The following is an 18,397-nucleotide window of genomic DNA, read 5'->3' as shown; positions in this document are numbered from 1 at the left end:
CGCCACGGGATGCATTACCACGCAGAGCGTGGGAACGATCAATGGCGCGATCAAGGCCATTCCTGTGGCCGAACGCGAGCGAGACCCGGCCACCGACACCACCAGCTTGCCGCCGCTCTACCCCAAGTAACCCAGCCTCGACCAACACCACAAAACCCTGTGGGAGTGGGCTTGCCCGCGATGGCGGTGTAACAGTCGGCAGACGTGCTGGCTGATACTCATCCATCGCAGGCAAGCCAGCTCCCACAGTGGATCTGCGTCGCCTGATCGACATGGCCCGCACCCTCGCCGACCGTGCGCTCGATTGCCTGCAACCCAACCCCACTAACACGCCATAACCCCCTAGGAGCGAGCTTGCTCGCGAAGAACTCATAGGCGCCGCGTTTATCCAGGAAACACGCGTCATCGTTGACGTTTTTCGCGAGCAAGCTCGCTCCTACAATCAGCCATCAGGGCTGGCCCACACTCCGTTGATCGCGTCGGCCATGAGTCCACGCGCACTTTTACAGGTAAACTCCCCTCCTTTTCATCTTCTCCACGGAGTTCGCCTTGCGTCTGTTTCATACCTCCGACTGGCACTTGGGCCAAAACCTCCACGGCCAGGAACGCGACTTCGAACACGCCTGTTTCCTTGAATGGCTGCTGGGCCAACTCAAGGCCCAGCGCCCGGATGTGCTGTTGATCGCCGGCGATATCTTCGACACGGTCAACCCGCCGCTCAAGGCCCAGGAGCGCTTGTATGACTTCATCATCAGCGCCCACGAACAACAGCCGACGCTGACCATTGTGATGATTGCCGGCAACCATGACTCCGGTTCGCGCATTGAGCTGCCTGCGCCTCTGATGCGCCGCCTGCGCACCCATGCCCTGGGCCGGGTGCTGTGGCTGGATGACGGGCAACTGGATGCCGACCGGCTGCTGATCCCGCTGCCCAATGCCAAAGGCAAGATCGCCGCCTGGTGCCTGGCGCTGCCCTTCCTGCGCCCGGCGGAAGTCACCGGCGCACAGCTGGGCGATGATTACCTGCGCGGCATCGGCCAAGTGCATGAATGGCTGATCGCGGCCGCCAATGCCAAGCGCAACAAAGGCCAGGCGCTGATAGCCATCAGCCATGCGCATATGGCCGGTGGATCGGTATCCGAAGACTCCGAACGCAGCCTGATCATCGGCAATGCCGAGGCGCTGCCTGCCACACTGTTCGACCGAAGCGTGGCGTATGTGGCCCTCGGCCATTTGCACAAACCGCAAAAGGTCAATGGCGAGGAGCGCATTCGCTACAGCGGCTCGCCAATCCCCCTGTCGTTCTCCGAAATCGGCTACAAGCACCAGATTCTCGACGTGACGTTCCAGGGCGAAAGGCTGGTGGGCTGCGAACCGATCCTGATTCCCCGCTCCGTCAACCTGCAACGCCTGGATGCCGCGCCCCTGGCCGATATCCTCAAGCAACTCGGTGAGCTGCCCGACATCGACCTGCTCGCCGAAACCCAGCGCCACCCCTGGCTGGAAGTGCGCGTGCGCCTCGACGAGCCGCAACCGGACCTGCGCCAACAGATCGAAACTGCCCTGCAAGGCAAGGCCGTGCGCCTGGTGCGTATCGCCGCCGAATATGCCGGCACACGCGGCAGCGCAGAGGTAGACGATGCGCAACTGATCGAACTCGACCAGCTCACCCCCCAGGAACTGTTCAGCCGCGCCTGGCAGGACAGCTACGGCAGTGAGGTGGATGAACAGACCTTGAAGGACTTCGCCGTGCTACTCCAGGAAGTACAACAGGAGGGCGAACAGCCATGAAGATCCTCGCCATCCGCCTGAAAAACCTCGCCTCCCTGGCGGGCCCGTTCGAAATCGACTTTACCGCCGAGCCCCTGGCCAGTGCGGGTCTGTTCGCCATCACCGGGCCGACCGGCGCGGGTAAAAGTACCCTGCTCGATGCGTTGTGCCTGGCGCTGTTTGGCGCGGTGCCACGCCTGGGTGACACCGGCCAGGCCAAGATGCCGGACGCCGACACGGATATTTCCATCGGCGACCCGCGCACTCTGATTCGACGCGGCACCGGTGGCGGCTATGCCGAGGTGGATTTTGTCGGTGTCAGTGGCCGTCGCTACCGTGCGCGCTGGGAAGCCAACCGCGCCCGTGACAAGGCCAGCGGCAAGTTGCAGAACAGCCGGCAAAGCCTGATCGACCTGGACAGCGACCAACTGTTGGCCAGCCAGAAAACCGAATACAAGACCCAGCTCGAATTGGCCCTGGGCCTGAACTTCGAACAGTTCACCCGTGCAGTGCTGCTGGCGCAAAGCGAGTTCAGCGCCTTCCTCAAGGCCAATGACAATGAGCGCAGCGAACTGCTGGAAAAGCTCACCGATACCGCGCTCTACACCCAGCTCGGCCGCCGTGCGTTCGATAAGGCCAAAGAGGCCAAGGACGCCCACAAACAGCTGCAGGACCAAGCCACCGGCGTGGTACCCCTGGCACCCGAAGCCCGCGCCGAGCTGGATCAACAGTTGGCCCACGCCCAGCAGCAACTCAAAACCCAACAAGCCCAGCTCAAGCAGCTGGAGTTGCAGCACACCTGGCTCAAGGAACTGCGTGAATGGCAGGAGCGCCATCAACACGCAGTGGAGCAACTGCAACGCGACGAAGCAACCTGGGCCAGCCAAGGCCAGCAACGCCAGGATCTGCGCCTGCTGGAGCAGTTGGCACCGCAACGCCATCACTTCCTGCGCCAGGCAGAACTCGGCACCTTGCTGACGCCCCTGGCGGCACAGATTGCCCAGCACCTCGAGCAACAAACCGCCCTGCATTCCCGCCAGGAACAGGCGCAACACCAGCAAGTGGCCGCCCAGGCTGCACTGGCCGAGACCCTGAAACACCAGGCCGACGCCGCTCCCCTGCTGCGCCAGGCCATCGAAGAGCAAAACACCCTCGCCCATGTGAGCCGCGAACTGGCCAAGCGCAACGAGGAAAAACACCAGCACGAAAGCGCCTGTACCGAAGGCCAGGCCCTGCTCGACGGCTTGCAACACACCCAGGCCCAAGGCACCGAGCGCCTGCAGCGCCTGGCCACCGAACTTGAGCATAGCGCCGCCCTCGCGCCGCTGAGCGATGCCTGGAACGCCTACCGTGACCGCCTGCAACAACTGGTGCTGATCGGCAATCGCCTCAACCAAGGCCAGGCCGAGCTGGGGCAACTCGAACAGCGCGCCAGCGCCGCCGGCGAACAGTTCACCCAACAGCGCGAAGCCCTGGACCTGCTCTACCACGAGGCCGGTGCCGAACCGCACGCGGTGGCCGAACAAATCCAATTGCTGGCCAGCCTGCTGCAAGACAATCGCAAGCAACAGCGCGCCTTCGAAGACCTGGCCCGCTTGTGGGACAGCCAGCAACAGTTGGATCAACAGGCCGCTGCGCTCACGCAAAGGCTTGCCGAGGCCGCGCAAAAACGCGAACAACTGAACCAGACCGGCCTGCAAACCAAGGCCGAACTCACCGTTGCCGAACAAACCCTGGCGGTGACCAAGCAACTGCTTGAGCGCCAACGCCTGGCCCGCAGTGCCAGCGTCGAGGAATTACGCGAGCAGTTGCAGGATGACCAACCCTGCCCGGTGTGCGGCAGCCACGAACACCCCTATCACCAGCCTGAAGCCCTGCTGCAAAGCCTGGGCCGCCATGATGAAAGTGAAGAGGCGGCGGCGCAGAAAGCCGTCGATAGCCTCAAGGAAAAACTCACTGAATTGCGCGGTGAAGTGGGCGGCCTGATCGCTCAGCAAAAAGAGTTCCTGCAACAGCAGGAACAGTTGGCCACCCAGCAGCAGGGTTTGGCACCGAGCCTGCAAGCCCACCCACTGTCTGCCTCGCTGTTCAATCAGGACGCCGCCAAGCGCAGCCCTTGGCTTGCCCAGCAACTGGCCCAATTGACCCAAAGCATCAGCCAGGACGAACAACGCCAAGGCGCCCTGCTCAACCTGCAACAGAACGCCGGGCGCTTGCAGCAACAATTGCAAGCGGCCCAGGACGCCAGCCAGCAAGCCCGGCAATTGCTGGTGGACCAACAACGGCAACTGGCCGGCGACCGCGAACGCCTGGAGGCGGAACTCAGCGCCTTCGCCAGCCTGTTGCCCAGCGAAACGCTGGAAGGCTTGCGCAGCGCGCCTGCGGCGACCTTCATGCAGCTCGACCAGCAGGTCAGCCAGCGCCTTGAGCAGTTGGGCCATCAACGCGATGAGCAGGCCGAGCAGCAGGAGCGCCAACAGGCCATCGAGAAACAACACACCCACCAACAGCATCGTCAGCAGCAACTCGACGCCTCGAATCTGCAAGTCGCCGAGCTGGCCGACCAGCAACACGCCGTCCAGGAAAAACTCCGCGCCTTGCTAGGGGACCACCCCAGCGCCGAGCAGTGGCAACAGCAGCTGGAGCAAGCCGTCACGCAGTCGCGCCAAAGCGAGACCGACGCCAACCAGGAACTGCACGCCGTGCACACGGCCCAGGTACAGCTGGCCGCCGACCTCAAGGCCCAACAGCACCACCAGCAGGCATTGGAGGCGGAGCAGCAAGCCCTTGCGACACGCATCGGCGAATGGCGCGCCTTGCACCCAGAACTGGATGATCAGGGCCTGGCACGCCTGTTGGCCCTTGATGAAGCCCAGGTCGCGCAGTTGCGTCAGCACCTGCACAGCAGCGAAAAGGCCGTCGAGCAAGCCAAGGTTCTGCTGCACGAGCGCGAACAGCGCCTGGCCGAACACCAGGCCCTGCACAATGGCAACCTGGAGGCCGAGCAGTTGGACGCCACCCTGGCAACGCTTGAGCAGCAACTGCTCGAGGGTGAGAAACACTGCGCCGAACTGCGCGCACGCCAGTCCGAAGACCAGCGCCGCCAGAATGCCAACCAGGCCCTGGCCGAACAGATCGCCAAGGCTTACGAGCAGTGGCAGCGCTGGGCACGCCTGAATGCGCTGATCGGCTCGGCCACCGGCGACACCTTCCGCAAGATCGCCCAGGCCTACAACCTCGACTTGCTGGTGCACCATGCCAACGTGCAACTGCGCCAACTGGTGCGCCGCTACCGGCTCAAACGCGGCGGCAGCATGCTCGGGCTGCTGGTGATGGACACAGAGATGGGCGATGAACTGCGTTCGGTGCATTCATTGTCCGGTGGCGAAACCTTCCTGGTGTCGTTGGCGTTGGCCTTGGGCCTGGCGTCCATGGCCTCGAGCACATTGAAGATCGAATCGCTGTTTATCGACGAAGGCTTCGGCAGCCTCGACCCCGAATCCCTGCAATTGGCCATGGACGCCCTGGACGGCCTGCAAGCCCAGGGCCGCAAAGTGGCGGTGATCTCCCACGTACAGGAAATGCACGAGCGCATCCCGGTACAGATCCAGGTCAAGCGCCAGGGCAATGGCTTGAGTACCCTGGAGGTCAAGTGAACGAAGCGCTACTTTATTCGTTCCGGCGCTGCCCCTATGCGATGCGGGCGCGGCTGGCCTTGCGTTACTCAGGCGTTCCTGTGCGAATCGTCGAGGTGAGCCTCAAGGCCAAGCCAGCCGAGATGCTGGCGCTGTCGCCCAAGGGTACGGTGCCGGTGTTGAGTGTCGAAGGTCGAGTGATCGAGCAGAGCCTGGAGATCATGCAATGGGCGCTGGCGCAGCACGACCCGGATGATTGGCTGCTGCAAGGTGACCCTGCGGTGCTGGCGTTGATTGCCGAGAATGATCAGGTGTTCAAGCATCATTTGAATCGATACAAGTATGCCGAGCGCTATCTGGAACAACCGATGGAGCATTATCGGGCCGAGGGTGAGGTGTTCTTGCAAAAGTTGGAAGGCTTGCTGGCGGAGCGTGAGTACTTGCTCGCCGAACACCTGAGCCTGGCGGATGCGGCACTGGCGCCGTTTGTGCGGCAGTTTGCTCATGTGGATCGGGAGTGGTTTGCGGGTACAGCGTATGACCGGTTACAGGCGTGGCTACACCGGTTCCTGGAGTCCCCACTGTTTACCGCCGTGATGGCAAAGCCCTGAGGCCAATACAATCAAGTGTGGGAGCTGGCTTGCCTACGATGCTGACGACTCGGTGCAACTGAAACACCGAGTTGATGCCATCGCAGGCAAGCCAGCTCCCACATTTGACCGTCGCTCAATTCCAGTTCAGGACCGGGTCTTGTTATCTAGCATCAAGTATGGGGCAAACCCGCTTTTGAATCAGTCCGTGTTCCACGAATTGTCGTCATTCGAGGCATACACCGAGCTGTATCCCGATGCCTTGAATGCCCGCTCGGTGTCGGAACTGCTGCTGTTGCGCAGCGACGTGCCGCGCTCGCTGCATGCGTGTATCGGGGAGTTGAGCCATATCCTCGCGGACCTGCCGGGCAGTTATGGGCGCACGGCGCAGCGCTTGGCGGGGGAGTTTGAAGCGCGGCGCTGATGGTGGCGTAGTCGACAGTCAAGGTGATGTCGGGGTCCACCTCGCCAGGCTGAACTCAGTGCAAAACCTGTTGAGAGCCCCAGGCCAGAGTGATCAGGCCATAGGCACGCATGTTCAACCAGTAGCGAATGATGATCTTGCCCCCCGCCAGTGCCTGCTCCTGATTGACGCCATGCAGCAAGATCTCCGGTGGGATCGCATACACCAGCCCCTGGTGGCCGGGCAGACTGTCTTTGTCTTCGCCACCGGGGCGAAACAGGCTGACCCGTAACAAATTGAGAGCATACGAAACCGAATTATTTTAAATAAAACTGCACCCCACTGCCATGACACTGATTAATAAATCACTTGTCCTCTCTTAAATTTCGATAAGGCTGCCCCTTACGCCATTCATAGCAAGAAACATACGGAGCAGACTTATCTTTAAATAAGCCTGCCCCGCATCACCTTCCCTATCATCATAAAAGATGCAGGTAAATATTATCAATTTGTAAAGAACCAAGATTGGCGTCGCCTGTATCAAATACCAGCGAAACGCGTATAGGTTTTCCTGAAGATTGTGTTCCCGCGGTAAAGGTCCCAATATATAAGAACCACGCCCCCAGATTAGTATAATATGCCTTATATTGCGCATCCTCCACTAGCACCGTCGCAATATAATCGGAACTGACGCGTTTCACTTCAAACGAGAAACTATACCTCCTGCCGGGCTGCAAATTGCTATAGTATTTATCCAGCCTTACTCTATAAGTGGAATCGCGCTTTAGCCCCAGGGCCAAGTAATAATTACCCTCTAGCAATTTAACTTCAGCTGATTGGCCAAAAGACATACTCCAGCCATTCATACTATAATTATTAAATGTCGTCAGATCATAAAAAGTGGCGGGCTTAACAAGAAAATACAGTGCATGTGGAAAGTAAAGTTTACCGATATGACCAGAAGTAAGTTTCGTGCTGAAATTCATCTGAAGAAGGGTGTTAAGGTCCAATTTCTTCAAGAAAGATTCATAACTTAAAGTAACTTCCCACCACCCTTGGCTGACCCACGTTGGATTCACCTTCGAGCTGCCACCATCCCAAATTCGAAGATTTAAAGGGGCTCCCCCCGAAACACCTCGGAGTTCAAGATATACCTCTGAACCAGAAGTGATAAACGGCCAGGTGCCGATCCGAATTGTCCTATTCGCCGTATCGCTTGAAAGATCCAATATTTTGGTTTGCGGGTCCGCCTCATTGATACGGACAATAGTATTGTCCAGCACGGTTGCCGGAATCGGCGTCACCGTCACCGTCAACACCTGGGACGATACAACCTTGCCGTTGCGGGTCACGTCGTAATCAAGGGTGAACTTAGTGTCGTAAGAAAACACGTTGGCGGCAATCGCGGCCTTGGTAATGTCGAACGTGACCTTGCCCGCCGTTACCCCATTCTTGGCCGGGATCACCGGAGAACCCGCTTCGCCCGCGCCCACCATCGTCACCTTGATGCTGTCTGTGGTGTACATCGGTGTGTACTCCACCGACACCGTGGCGCCGTTTTGCGCATCCAACGGCGCGAGCGTTACCGAGGTGCCAGTGCCACTTGCCTGGATCAACTTGGGAACAGGGAATTCTGCCGGGAGTGTATTGACGGTGTACTCCACTATCGGAAAGCTGATGGCCTCGGCTTCAACCTTGCTAAGACTGACTGCGGCTTTGAATTCCATCCTCAATTTTGTGCCATGGCCCAACCCATCGATGTAAGTGCGCAACAGGCGATATTCATAACGGCCTTGGGCAACCCAGTTCGGATTGACATACGAGCTGTTGAAACTGAACAGCGTCAGGTCATGAGCAACATTAGCGGTTGTTCTACCAAAAAACTTCAACGAGACCGGATAAGGGGCGGTGATAAACGGCCAGGTGCCGACATGCGCCATCGCGTTGCCGACGAAGCTATCCAGGTCCAACACCTTTGTCGCGCTATTGGCCTCGTTGAGCCTGATGACCGTCTTGGCCAGCTCCGATTGCGGTATCGGCCTCACGGTCACCGTCAAAATTGCCGACGTGACCGAGACTCCCGCACGGGTTACCACATAGTGGTATTTCACCGTGGTGACGTGGTCACGAATGTTCGCCGCAATCGCCGCCCTGGAAATATCGAACGCCACCTCCTGCAAGGCTTCATTCCCAGGTTTGGCCGGGATATCTGGCGAACCGCCATTGCCGGCGCCTACCATGCTGGCTTTGATCGAGTCACCGTTGCGCATGCCCACGTAGCTCACCACCAATTGGGTGCCCTGTTGCACCTTAAGGGGTTCCAGGTCGGCGGTGTCGGGGCCGGTCGTCTGGGCTTCGCGCAAGGTCGGCGACGGCAGTTCGCCCACGCCACGGCTGATCAGCACCTCGGTGATCTGTGAGTAACGCGGCATCGCCTCATCAGCGCGTGTCAGCGTATAGAACACCGTCACCGACTCATCCAGGTTGTTCTCCACGTAGTATTTTTCGATGTCGTGGGTGGTGGTGGCGCCATTCACGGCCACCTGCACCGGCACTTCGGTGCGGGCGCCCTGGCCAAGCCAGTACATGCGGATCCAGTCGCCGCGCAGTGTTTCGCCAAACGGTGCAAACACGGTGGCGAAGGCACCTACATCATCCGGATTCAACTGGCCGCTGACCGCCTTGTCGACAATCGGCTTGGGCATCGTACGCTTGATCTGACCCACCACGATCTGCAACCGCAGGGACTCCTGCGGGCGGCCGTCGGGCCGGGTGTGGGCATAAAACACGTCGGTCAGGTGGCCGTCGAAACGCTGCAGTTCGTCGGGGTATACCGTAAACAACAAATCCCCACCGGCCGTGGGCGGAATATCGTCGACTTCGCGGCCGATGCGATGTTCGATGGTGTTATCGGCGCTGCTGACCCGGAAGATGACTTCGATATAACCGTCCTTCGGCCAGCTCCCTTGAAGGGGGAAGCGTACGGTCGCGTTGACATCTGGCTCGATATGGCCGCCCAGGTCCTCGTCTATCGTCGGCGCCGGCCACCTGACGACTTGCCCAACGACGTCCAGATAGAGTTTTTCGGAAGGCTGTTGCACCGAGCCATTCTGATACAGGGCATGCACACTCGCGCTGCCTTCGGCAATCGCGCTCACCAGCGCGTTGGGAACCTCAAAGGTATAAAGGCCTGCTCTACTGAGTTCTTCGGTGTGCGTATAAGGGATCGAATTGCCTTCACTGTCCAAACCGGCCCAGATCAGCGTCACGTGGGAATAGGCGCTAGCCTCCTGGGAGAGGACCCAAAGGGCCACTTCCACATCCCAACTGCCCAGTTCCGCGAGGTCGATTTTCGTACCGGTGTCTGGAAACTGCAGCCACGGCGCTTCGGGGCGCACCTCATTGAGGTGCACATCAATCAACGACACCGCCGACCAGCGCGCCCGCTCCTCCGGCAGATTGCCGCCCGCGTCCCGCACCTGGTAAGCCACGCGCGTAAGCCGGTTATTGCCCGCGGCGCTGATAGTGGCGTAGTCGACGGTCAAGGTGATGTCACGGCCCACTTCGCCGGGCTGGACCCGGTGCTGAACCACTTGCGAGCCCCAGGCCAGAGTGATCAGGTCATAAGCGCGCATGTTTAGCCAGTAGCGAATGATGATCTTGACACCCGCCAGTGCCTGCTGCTGGTTGACGCCATGCAGCAAAACCTCCGGTGGGACCTCATACGCCAGCCCCTGGTGGCCGGGCAGACAGTCTCTGTCTTCGCCACCGGGGCGAGTCAGGCTGACCCGTAACTTGATTTCTTCGGTGAATGACTCATTGCCGCTTCTGCGCCTTAGCATGGCACATACCGGGTAGACCAAGAACGGGACGATATGGTGCGCGGGAACGGTCAGCGGGATCAGGTCAAGGTTTTGCTCGCCTTCGCGAATCGGCGTAGAGGCCACGGGAATATTACGGTTGCCCCAGAACAGTGAGGCAACACTGCCCGGAGTGACGCCATCTTTGGGGTTGATCAGGTAGACCACCAACGGCACCTCGGTATGCCGCAGGCCGATACCGCCATGCGCCCCTTCGATATCACCATCAATGGCCGGTTCCATCAGCGGAACAACGATGGGCGGCAGGAGGGGGTCAAGTGTTTTGTCCTTGGGCATGGCGAGAATCCTCACGGTCGTGCGCTGTTGGCTTACCACTATCAAACGCCTGAAATCGCGGCGTGCCTACTGTCAGAATTAACAGGTAGTGCAGGATGCCCCTGGATCGGTACCTGTTAATTCTGACAGTAGCCAATGCCCGGATTCAGGCGTTTGATAGCGCCAACAGCACACTTCGCAGGAACAGGAGAACAGCCATGCCAGCCAAAAAAAACCAGACATCCGCGCCTGCGACCAAGCCAGCAGCGGCAGAGGGAAAGACCAAAACCAAAGCCTCTGCCAAACAGAAGGTTCCGGCCCCATCACACACCATCATGACGCTGGAGGAAAAGAAGGCGCCCAAGTACCTCGACCGGCTTTACATTCCCGGCATGAGTGAGAACGTCAAAGGCTACGACGCTGGCGTCCCGAAGTGGTTGTTTGAGTCGGGCATGACGATTCAGGTAGACAAAGGCTGGGCCGCGGCGCCGGGCGATGTCATTACGGTCGGTAAACTACTCGACGACGGCACTGTGTCGGTACTCGCCACCAAGCAGCTCAAACCTGGCGAGGAGCTGAACAACGCCTACTTTTTCGCCGCCGAACAGAAGGACCTGCCCGACGGCCCGTATGCCCTGGTGTATGTGGTCCACTATGCCGGCGGCACGGACTACGACAGGTCTTACCCGCTGCTGACGCTGGTCAAGACCGACCTTCCCGCCGGTGACGACAACGATGGCCCTACAGTACCCGGGCATTCAGGACTGAAATTCAGCGTATCCGAGACGGTCATCGTCCCAGGCAACGCCAGCAAAGGCGTCACTATCACGCTTCAGCCGCCCCCAAACACCAACCCAACCGATGAAGTCGATCTTCACTGGGGATCGGTGATCAAGACGCAAAACATTGCGGGGGCTCTCAAGCCCACAGTGATCCTGGTGACCTATGCGGATTTGCTTGAAGCCGGCGACAGTGATCGCCTGTACGTCTGGCTGGAGGTGCGGGACCTGGTGGGGAATGTCTCGACGCCCGGCTCGGCCAGCGTGGAGGTCTCGGTGAACCTGGGCCAGCAACTGACGGATGGCCCCGTCATCGTCAATGGCGGGCCACCTGGCTATATCGACCTTGAAGTCGTGGGGGAAAACCCCCTGGAGATGCAGGTTCGCACGCCGTCAAGCGTGGGCCAGGTGGGTGATATTTATGATGTGATGTTCCGCATCTACCCGCCTAAAGGTGGCGTCAAAATCATTCACAAATTTGTCGAGATCAGGCGAGGTGGCCAGGTCTATTCAGTGTTCATCGATTACCTTGATATACGGATGGCCGCTGAGGGCCGGGTGGAGACCAGCTTCGTATTGAGAAAGTCCGGCCCGCCCTACGAGGTGTACTCCAAGAAAACCAGCGCCGAGGTCAGAGGCTCAGTGGTTCGCCTGGAGCCACCGGACCTTGAGGGCTACCCAGACGATCACATCGGTAACGACCCGGCGCATGTCATCGCACGCTGCCCCTACTATGCCTGGCGGCAACCCACCGACGAGATTCTGTGGATCTTTCGACTTGTAAAAGGGTTGAACGAGGTGATCCTCCATACCGAGACACAAGTCGTTGGCCAATCCTGGCCCGTCGGTGCGCCGGTCAAGCAGGTGTTTTACTGGGAACAATTGCGCCAGTTCAAAGGCTACAGCTTCGAGTTCTATTACGTGATCTCAAGCAGCTTCACCCGCGCGCGCGCAATAGACCTGAATGAATCCTTGCGTCGGATATTGACCATCAGCTAGATACGTCAAACCCCAAGGCACTCTCGCGAGTGGCTTGGGGTTTGAATCCCTCGACAATCAGTTTTGAATCTTGTGATCCAGCGCCGCATAAAAGTTGGCACTCTGTTGCAGGTACTTCTGAGTATAAGCCGTGACATTGGATTTTTTGCCGGTGACTTCCACGCTGGCGGCGGCAGGCAAGGCCACGGTGGCGGAAACAGCAGAAGCAGCGATGATCGAGAAGAGATTGAAGTTCATGGCGGTAACCCTTGTGTTCGTTTGGTTGGGTGGCCTGGGAAGGCCTTGGAACCCAACTTACGCCCGAGGGTTGAACCTTAGAAATGCTTTGAAACAGTAGCCGTTATCACTGCGATTAATACAAAGGCTCAGGCCCCGCAGTGCGGGGCCTGTGGCTTATTGACGCACCAGGAACTTGAGGTCACTGGGGGCATCGATCGGCAATTTCTGCACGGTTTTACCCAGCAGGCCGGTCTTGGGGTCGCGCTCGACGACGACAATTTCATTGCTTTTCTGGTTGGCGATCAGCAGGAATTTTCCGCTAGGGTCGAGGCTGAACTCACGCGGATGGTCGCCTTCGACAGAACGCCGCTGGATTTCCTTGAGGTGCGCGGTGGCTGGATCGATGCTGAACACCAGCATCTGATTGGCCGTGCCACGGTTGCTCACGTACAGGAATTTGCCGTCGTTTGACGCATGCAACGCCGCACCGGCCTTGTCGGACACCGGTTGGCCGGCGGCATAGTCGAGCAACTGGGTTTGCGTCAGCTTGCCGTCGTTGTAATCGAACACGGCTACCTGGGCGCTCATCTCAGTGGTCAGCCAGGCGTGTTTGCCGTCCGCGCTGAACAGCAAGTGACGCGGCCCGCTGCCCGGTGGCAACTGCACCGACGCCGGGTCGGCCGCTGTCAGTGGCAGCTCGTGATTGGCCTTGGGGTCGTAGCGGTAGGCAAACACCTTGTCCGCGCCCAGGTCCTGCACGAATACATACTTGCCGTCCGGCGACGACACTACCGAATGCACATGGTTGGACGCCTGGCGCTCCGGGTTCACACGGCTGGCCGGGTGCCCGCTCAATTGCACCGGTGCCGACAGCTTGCCGCTGGCATCCACCGGCAGGATTGCCAGGCTGCCACCCGGGTCTTCCACCACCGAATAGTTGGCGACGAACAGGTAACGCCCATCGGCGGCCACACTGGAATGGGTCGGCTCATTGCCCAGGCTCTGCACCTGGTTGATCAGGGTCAACTGGTGGTTCTGGGGGTCGATGCTATAGCTGCTGACACGCCCCACCGGGTCTGCCTGGCCGGGGCCGTTCTCATTGACCACAAACAACTGCTTCTGATCTTTGGAGATCGTCAGCCAGGAAGGGTTGGCGGTTTTCGCCGCCAGCACTGGCTTGCCGCTGAACTGCCCGGTGCTACTGTCGAATTGCAGGCGGTAGATCCCTTCACTGGTGCCGGCCGTATAGCTGCCGACCAACAGTTCATGGATATCGGCCGGCGCGGCCTGCACCGACATCGCACCGACACTGCCTGCCATCAGCAGGGGCCAGAATTTACGCATCATCTGCTTCGTCCTCGTCGTTATTGTTGTCGCCCTGGATGGCGCTCAAGCAGACCAGACGGTGCTCACCGTCGTCGTTGATCAGCAACCAGCTTTGCAAGCTCTCGTCAAAGGTAGCCGCCTGCAATTGTTCTGGACTGAAGGTCCAGCGCTTGAGTTCCCGGCCATCCATGCTTTGGATCTGCAGTTGCTGATCAAGCTCGAAGTCAAAGGCGTGCAGTCCATTGATGATCAGCATATCGCTGGTGGCAAGGACGCAGGTCAGGGTGTCAGCAGTCATGGCAGTCAATCATTTTGGGGAAAGCCGCAATGATAGCCCAGGCTGTAACCTAGAGGTTGAACACTGCGGTGATGCTATCGCAGCATAGGTATCTACAACTTCGGTACGACGCTAAACCTGTGGCGAGGGAGCTTGCTCCCGTGACGGCCTGACAGCCAACGCCCGCCTACCTGACACCCCCACGATCAAACTGTGGGAGCTGGCTTGCCTGCGATGGCAGCCTGACGGCCGACGCAGTTATACCGGGTAAATATCCATTCCTGCGGTATCAGACATCTACGCGCTCTGATCCAACATCCCAGTTGGCTGCCAGGCCGTCTTCGCAGGCAAGCCAGCTCCCACACTTGGCACGGTGCGTCAGTTGGATCAGCTTCGGCTGTCAGGCCGTCACGGGAGCAAGCTCCCTCGCCACAGGTCCAGCTTTGCGCCAACGTTGTGTAGATACCTATGCCTATCGCAGGCAAGCCCGCTCCCGCCTTTTGGGAGCAGGATCAATGCGCGAACAACGAGTTGCCCTTCTGCCCTGCCAGCTTTTCAGGCTTGATCAGGAATCGCGCCAGCGCCGGCAACAGCCACAGCGCGCCGAACATGTTCCACAGCAACATGAAGGTCAACATCAAACCCATGTCGGCCTGGAACTTGATGGCCGAGAAGATCCAGGTGCACACGCCAATGGCCAGGCACAAGCCGGTGAACAGCACGGCCTTACCGGTGGATTTCAACGTCTGGTAATAGGCCTCTTGCAACGGCAAGCCAGCGCGCAGGAAGCTTTCCAGGCGGCTGTAGATGTAGATGCCGTAGTCCACGCCAATCCCCACACCCAGGGCTACCACCGGCAAGGTTGCGACCTTGACGCCAATGCCCATGAACGCCATCAGTGCGTTACCCAGTACCGAGGTCAGCACCAGCGGCAACACGATGCACAGGGTCGCCGCCCAGGAGCGGAAGGTGATCATGCACATGGTCGCCACGCACAGGTACACCAGGATCAGGATGATCAGTTCCGACTCCTTGATCACCTCGTTGGTGGCCGCTTCGATCCCGGCATTACCCGCTGCGAGAATGAATTCCAGGCCGTCCTTGTTGTTTTCCTTGGCGAAGTCCTGCACCGCATGCACCGCGCGGTCGAGGGTTTCGGCCTTGTGGTCGTTGAGGAACACCAGCACCGGCGCCAGGGAGCAATTGTTGTTGTACAAGCCATCGGCACGGGCGATGGAGTTGTTCAGCACATCCGGGTTGCGCGACAGGGTTTCCCATTTCAGGTTGCCCTCGTTCATGCCCTTGATCATTTGCTTGGACACGGTCACCAACGAGATCGCCGACTGCACGCCCTCGGTGTTCTGCATCTTCCACATCAACTGGTCGATGGGCGCCATGGCTTCATAGCGCGAGCAGCCTTCGGCCTTGGTCTTGACCATCACCACCAACACGTCGGAGCTGGTGGAGTAATTGCTGATGATGAAGTTGTTGTCCTTGTTGTAGCGCGAATCCGGGCGCAGTTCCGGTGCGCCTTGGTCCAGGTCGCCAATCTTCAGGTTCTGGCTGTACCAGAGGCCGCCACCAAAGGCGATCAACGCCAGGAATACCGAAACCGGCGCGACTTTCGGGCTGGCAAATTTGGACAGCAGGCGCCAGAAGCTATGTTCGCGGTTCGCGTCTTTCTTGCTCTTGGCGATGGCGCGCTTGCTGATGCCCACGTAGGAAATCGCGACCGGCAGCAGGATCAGGTTAGTGAACACGATCACCGCCACGCCGATGGACGCGCCGATAGCCAGTTCGCGGATCACGCCGATGTCGATGATCAGCAGCGTGATGAAGCCCACCGCATCCGCCAGAATGGCGATCATCCCCGGCAGGAACAGTTGCCGGAAGGTGCGCCGCGCGGCGGTGAGGGCGTTGTCTGCCTCGCTGGATTGCAGGGCAATGCCGTTGATCTTTTGCACCCCATGGGAAATGCCGATGGCGAAGATCAGGAACGGCACCAGCATCGAATACGGGTCCAGTCCGAAACCGAAGAAGTGCATCAACCCCAGTTGCCAGACCACCGCCACCAATGTCGTGCTCAACACCGCAATGGTGCTGCGCAGGCAGTTGGTGAACCACAGCAGCAGAATCAGGGTGATGACGAACGCAACGCCGAAGAACAGCACCACCATCACCAGGCCATCGATCAGGTCGCCGACCTTTTTGGCAAAGCCGACAATATGAATCTTGACGTTGGGGTTCTGGGTTTCGAACTTGTCGCGGATCTTGTCTTCGAGTTCATGGGAGAACTTGCGGTAGTCCAGGGCCAGCAACTTGCCCTGGTCTTGCGGGTCCGGGTAGGACTCCAACAGCGGGATATCAACGATGCTCGACTTGAAGTCATTGGCGACCAGCCGCCCGACCTGGCCGGACTTGAGCACGTTATTGCGCAACTGGTCGAGGCTCTGCGGCGAACCGTTGTAGCTCTGCGGGATCACCTCCCCGCCGGCAAAACCTTCTTCGGTCACCTCGGTCCAGCGCACGCTGGGGCTCCACAGCGACTTGAGGCCCGAGCGGTCCACACCGGAGATGTAGAACACCTCGTCGTGGATCTGGCGCAGGGTCTCCATGTACTCCTTGGTGAAAATGTCCCCGTCCTTGGCTTCCACCGAAATACGCACGGTGTTGCCCAGGTTGGCCAAATCGTTGCGGTGCTCCATCATTTTTTCGATGAAGGGGTGCTTGAGCGGGATCATCTTTTCAAAACTGGTGGACGGGCGAATCAAGGTCGCCTGCCAGAACAGGAAGAGGCTCACCAGCAGGCAGATGACGATCACCGCCGGGCGATTGTTGAAGATCAGACGTTCAAGAAAGGTCGCTTTATCGTTGTGATGACTGCTCATTGAGTCCCCGCCTTCTTATTATTGTGAGAGCTCTGCGCCGGCCGATGTGGCAACCCGCACGCCACCCTGCCCCGCGAGGATCAAATTGCCATTGCCGGCCGCCGTGACCGCCGAGAGTGAAATACGGTCCGGGCGATTGAACACACTGAAGGTCTGGCCGTCGTCATGGCTGACCACCACGCTGCCGCCGTTGCCGACCACAACAATGGAACCGTCCTCCAGCAAGGTCGCCCCCGACAGGCCAAACTCCAACGCACCACGCGCTGCGTTCAATTGGACCTGTTCCCAAGTGCTGCCGAAATCGGTGGAGCGGTAGAGGTTGCCGCGCAACCCATACGCCAGCAGAGTTTGCGGCTGTGCGGTGCTGATCACGCCAAACAGCGAACCCTCGTAGGGGCCTTCGAGTTTTTCCCAGGTCTGGCCGTCGTCGCTTGAGCGAAACATGCTGCCTTGCTCACCGACGATAAACAGGCCGGCGCCCTTGACGTGTGCAATGGCGTTGAGGTGGTACTGGTCTTCGTTGTCGAGGCGCTCGCTGACATCGTTCCAGGTTTTGCCGGCGTCGGTGGTCTCGATCAACGCACCGTAGGCGCCCACGGCCAGGCCGTGGTTGGCGTCGTTGAACCACACATCGAGCAACGGCGCTTCGCGTTTGAGGTCTTGATATTGCTGGGTCCACGTGGCGCCGCCATCGGTACTGGCAAGAATCTGCGCATCGTGGCCGACGGCCCAACCGTGCTGATCATCAACGAAAAACACCGCCGTGAGCAGTTGCCGGGTGGGTACTTTGGCTTGGGCCCAGGTGTTGCCCTGGTCATCGGAATAAAGGATATGCCCCCGATCACCGACCGCCACCAGGCGCTTGCCCGCGTGAACCACGTCGATCATCAAGCCTTTGGCGGCCTTGGGGGATTCAATTGCAAAGACTGCGGCGGCGGAGGTATCGCTGGCGGCCAGAACCGGCAGCGACAATGCGCTGCCAGCAAGCAGCGAGAGCGCTGTGGCCAGCAACGCAACCCTGCGTGCGGCGCGTGGGCGGCAAACAACCCAACCCATGACAGGCTCACTCATAGACCTTTCTCCCATTTATTATTGTTAGGTCGTCTTCTCTGCCAGGACCTTGAAACCTGCAATCTAGAGCGCCTGGAGGAAGCAGGAGCCATCCTATCGGGCTTTGGAATCGTCTGACAATCGGCGCTACGTTATCTTTTGTTAACTGGCGGCGTTTGGCCATGTGCTGAATATAGCTATATCAGCTGAAATGATGGCCCCACGTGGGAACGATCAGGAGAAATGAATTTTTATTCTATCTATTGAATTCAGTGAATTTTTATTCCATTAATAGCTTTCCTGAAAACAATAATCCAAAGGACCA

Annotated in this window: 12 protein-coding genes and 1 pseudogene; 5 read left to right on the top strand and 8 right to left on the bottom strand. The window is 59.1% G+C overall.

The window, feature by feature from the left end:
* Positions 1–218: 218 nt before the first annotated feature.
* Entirely contained in the window at positions 219–428 is a 210-nt protein-coding gene (locus ACTJLA_RS17805; RefSeq protein WP_440841754.1) for a hypothetical protein, read from the bottom strand.
* A 121-nt stretch (positions 429–549) separates the two neighbouring features.
* Between ACTJLA_RS17805 and ACTJLA_RS17800 the strand changes: the two genes are divergently transcribed.
* From ACTJLA_RS17800 to ACTJLA_RS17785, 4 genes and pseudogenes are all read left to right on the top strand, one after another.
* Positions 550–1,791, top strand: a complete 1,242-nt coding sequence (locus tag ACTJLA_RS17800) for an exonuclease SbcCD subunit D C-terminal domain-containing protein (RefSeq protein ID WP_054897971.1) — start codon at positions 550–552, stop codon at positions 1,789–1,791.
* Positions 1,788–5,426: an AAA family ATPase gene (locus ACTJLA_RS17795; protein ID WP_440841752.1), complete on the top strand. Its 3,639-nt coding sequence runs from the start codon at positions 1,788–1,790 to the stop codon at positions 5,424–5,426. Before ACTJLA_RS17800 ends, ACTJLA_RS17795 begins: the two co-directional genes overlap by 4 nt.
* Entirely contained in the window at positions 5,423–6,016 is a 594-nt protein-coding gene (locus ACTJLA_RS17790) for a glutathione S-transferase (protein ID WP_440841751.1), read from the top strand. The genes ACTJLA_RS17795 and ACTJLA_RS17790 overlap by 4 nt, the downstream gene beginning before the upstream one ends.
* 184 nt (positions 6,017–6,200) lie before the next feature.
* Positions 6,201–6,413, top strand: a pseudogene (locus ACTJLA_RS17785) (alpha-E domain-containing protein); the annotation flags it as partial.
* A 61-nt stretch (positions 6,414–6,474) separates the two neighbouring features.
* Here ACTJLA_RS17785 and ACTJLA_RS17780 read toward each other — a convergent pair.
* Together ACTJLA_RS17780 and ACTJLA_RS17775 are read right to left on the bottom strand one after the other, a co-directional pair.
* Positions 6,475–6,693: a hypothetical protein gene (locus ACTJLA_RS17780; RefSeq protein WP_314546638.1), complete on the bottom strand. Its 219-nt coding sequence runs from the start codon at positions 6,691–6,693 to the stop codon at positions 6,475–6,477.
* A 184-nt stretch (positions 6,694–6,877) separates the two neighbouring features.
* Positions 6,878–10,555: a hypothetical protein gene (locus ACTJLA_RS17775; RefSeq protein ID WP_440841749.1), complete on the bottom strand. Its 3,678-nt coding sequence runs from the start codon at positions 10,553–10,555 to the stop codon at positions 6,878–6,880.
* Between the two features lie 197 nt (positions 10,556–10,752).
* On the opposite strand from ACTJLA_RS17775, the gene ACTJLA_RS17770 reads away from it, so the two are divergent.
* Positions 10,753–12,312, top strand: a complete 1,560-nt coding sequence (locus ACTJLA_RS17770; protein WP_057974810.1) for a hypothetical protein — start codon at positions 10,753–10,755, stop codon at positions 12,310–12,312.
* 57 nt (positions 12,313–12,369) lie between these two features.
* On the opposite strand, the gene ACTJLA_RS17765 is transcribed toward ACTJLA_RS17770, so the two are convergent.
* The 5 genes from ACTJLA_RS17765 to ACTJLA_RS17745 form a co-directional block, all read right to left on the bottom strand.
* Entirely contained in the window at positions 12,370–12,549 is a 180-nt protein-coding gene (locus ACTJLA_RS17765; RefSeq protein ID WP_034126032.1) for a hypothetical protein, read from the bottom strand.
* A 156-nt stretch (positions 12,550–12,705) separates the two neighbouring features.
* Positions 12,706–13,878, bottom strand: a complete 1,173-nt coding sequence (locus ACTJLA_RS17760) for a lactonase family protein (RefSeq protein WP_054922650.1) — start codon at positions 13,876–13,878, stop codon at positions 12,706–12,708.
* Positions 13,868–14,155 carry a DUF5629 family protein gene (locus tag ACTJLA_RS17755; RefSeq protein WP_034126034.1) on the bottom strand — a complete coding sequence of 96 codons (288 nt, stop codon included), beginning with the start codon at positions 14,153–14,155 and terminating at the stop codon, positions 13,868–13,870. The genes ACTJLA_RS17760 and ACTJLA_RS17755 overlap by 11 nt, the downstream gene beginning before the upstream one ends.
* 491 nt (positions 14,156–14,646) lie before the next feature.
* Positions 14,647–17,022 (bottom strand): efflux RND transporter permease subunit, encoded by a 2,376-nt coding sequence (locus ACTJLA_RS17750; RefSeq protein ID WP_057974813.1) that lies wholly within the window; start codon positions 17,020–17,022, stop codon positions 14,647–14,649.
* 18 nt (positions 17,023–17,040) lie between these two features.
* A complete protein-coding gene (locus ACTJLA_RS17745) occupies positions 17,041–18,078 on the bottom strand; it encodes a WD40/YVTN/BNR-like repeat-containing protein (protein WP_089041828.1) in 1,038 nt (345 codons plus the stop codon).
* Between the last annotated feature and the right edge of the window lie 319 nt (positions 18,079–18,397).

This window comes from Pseudomonas sp. 22072 (genome assembly GCF_052046095.1).
GTDB lineage: Bacteria > Pseudomonadota > Gammaproteobacteria > Pseudomonadales > Pseudomonadaceae > Aquipseudomonas > Aquipseudomonas paracarnis.
The sequence above is the reverse complement of the archived record's forward strand: the minus strand, read 5'-3'. Positions and strand labels throughout refer to the sequence as shown.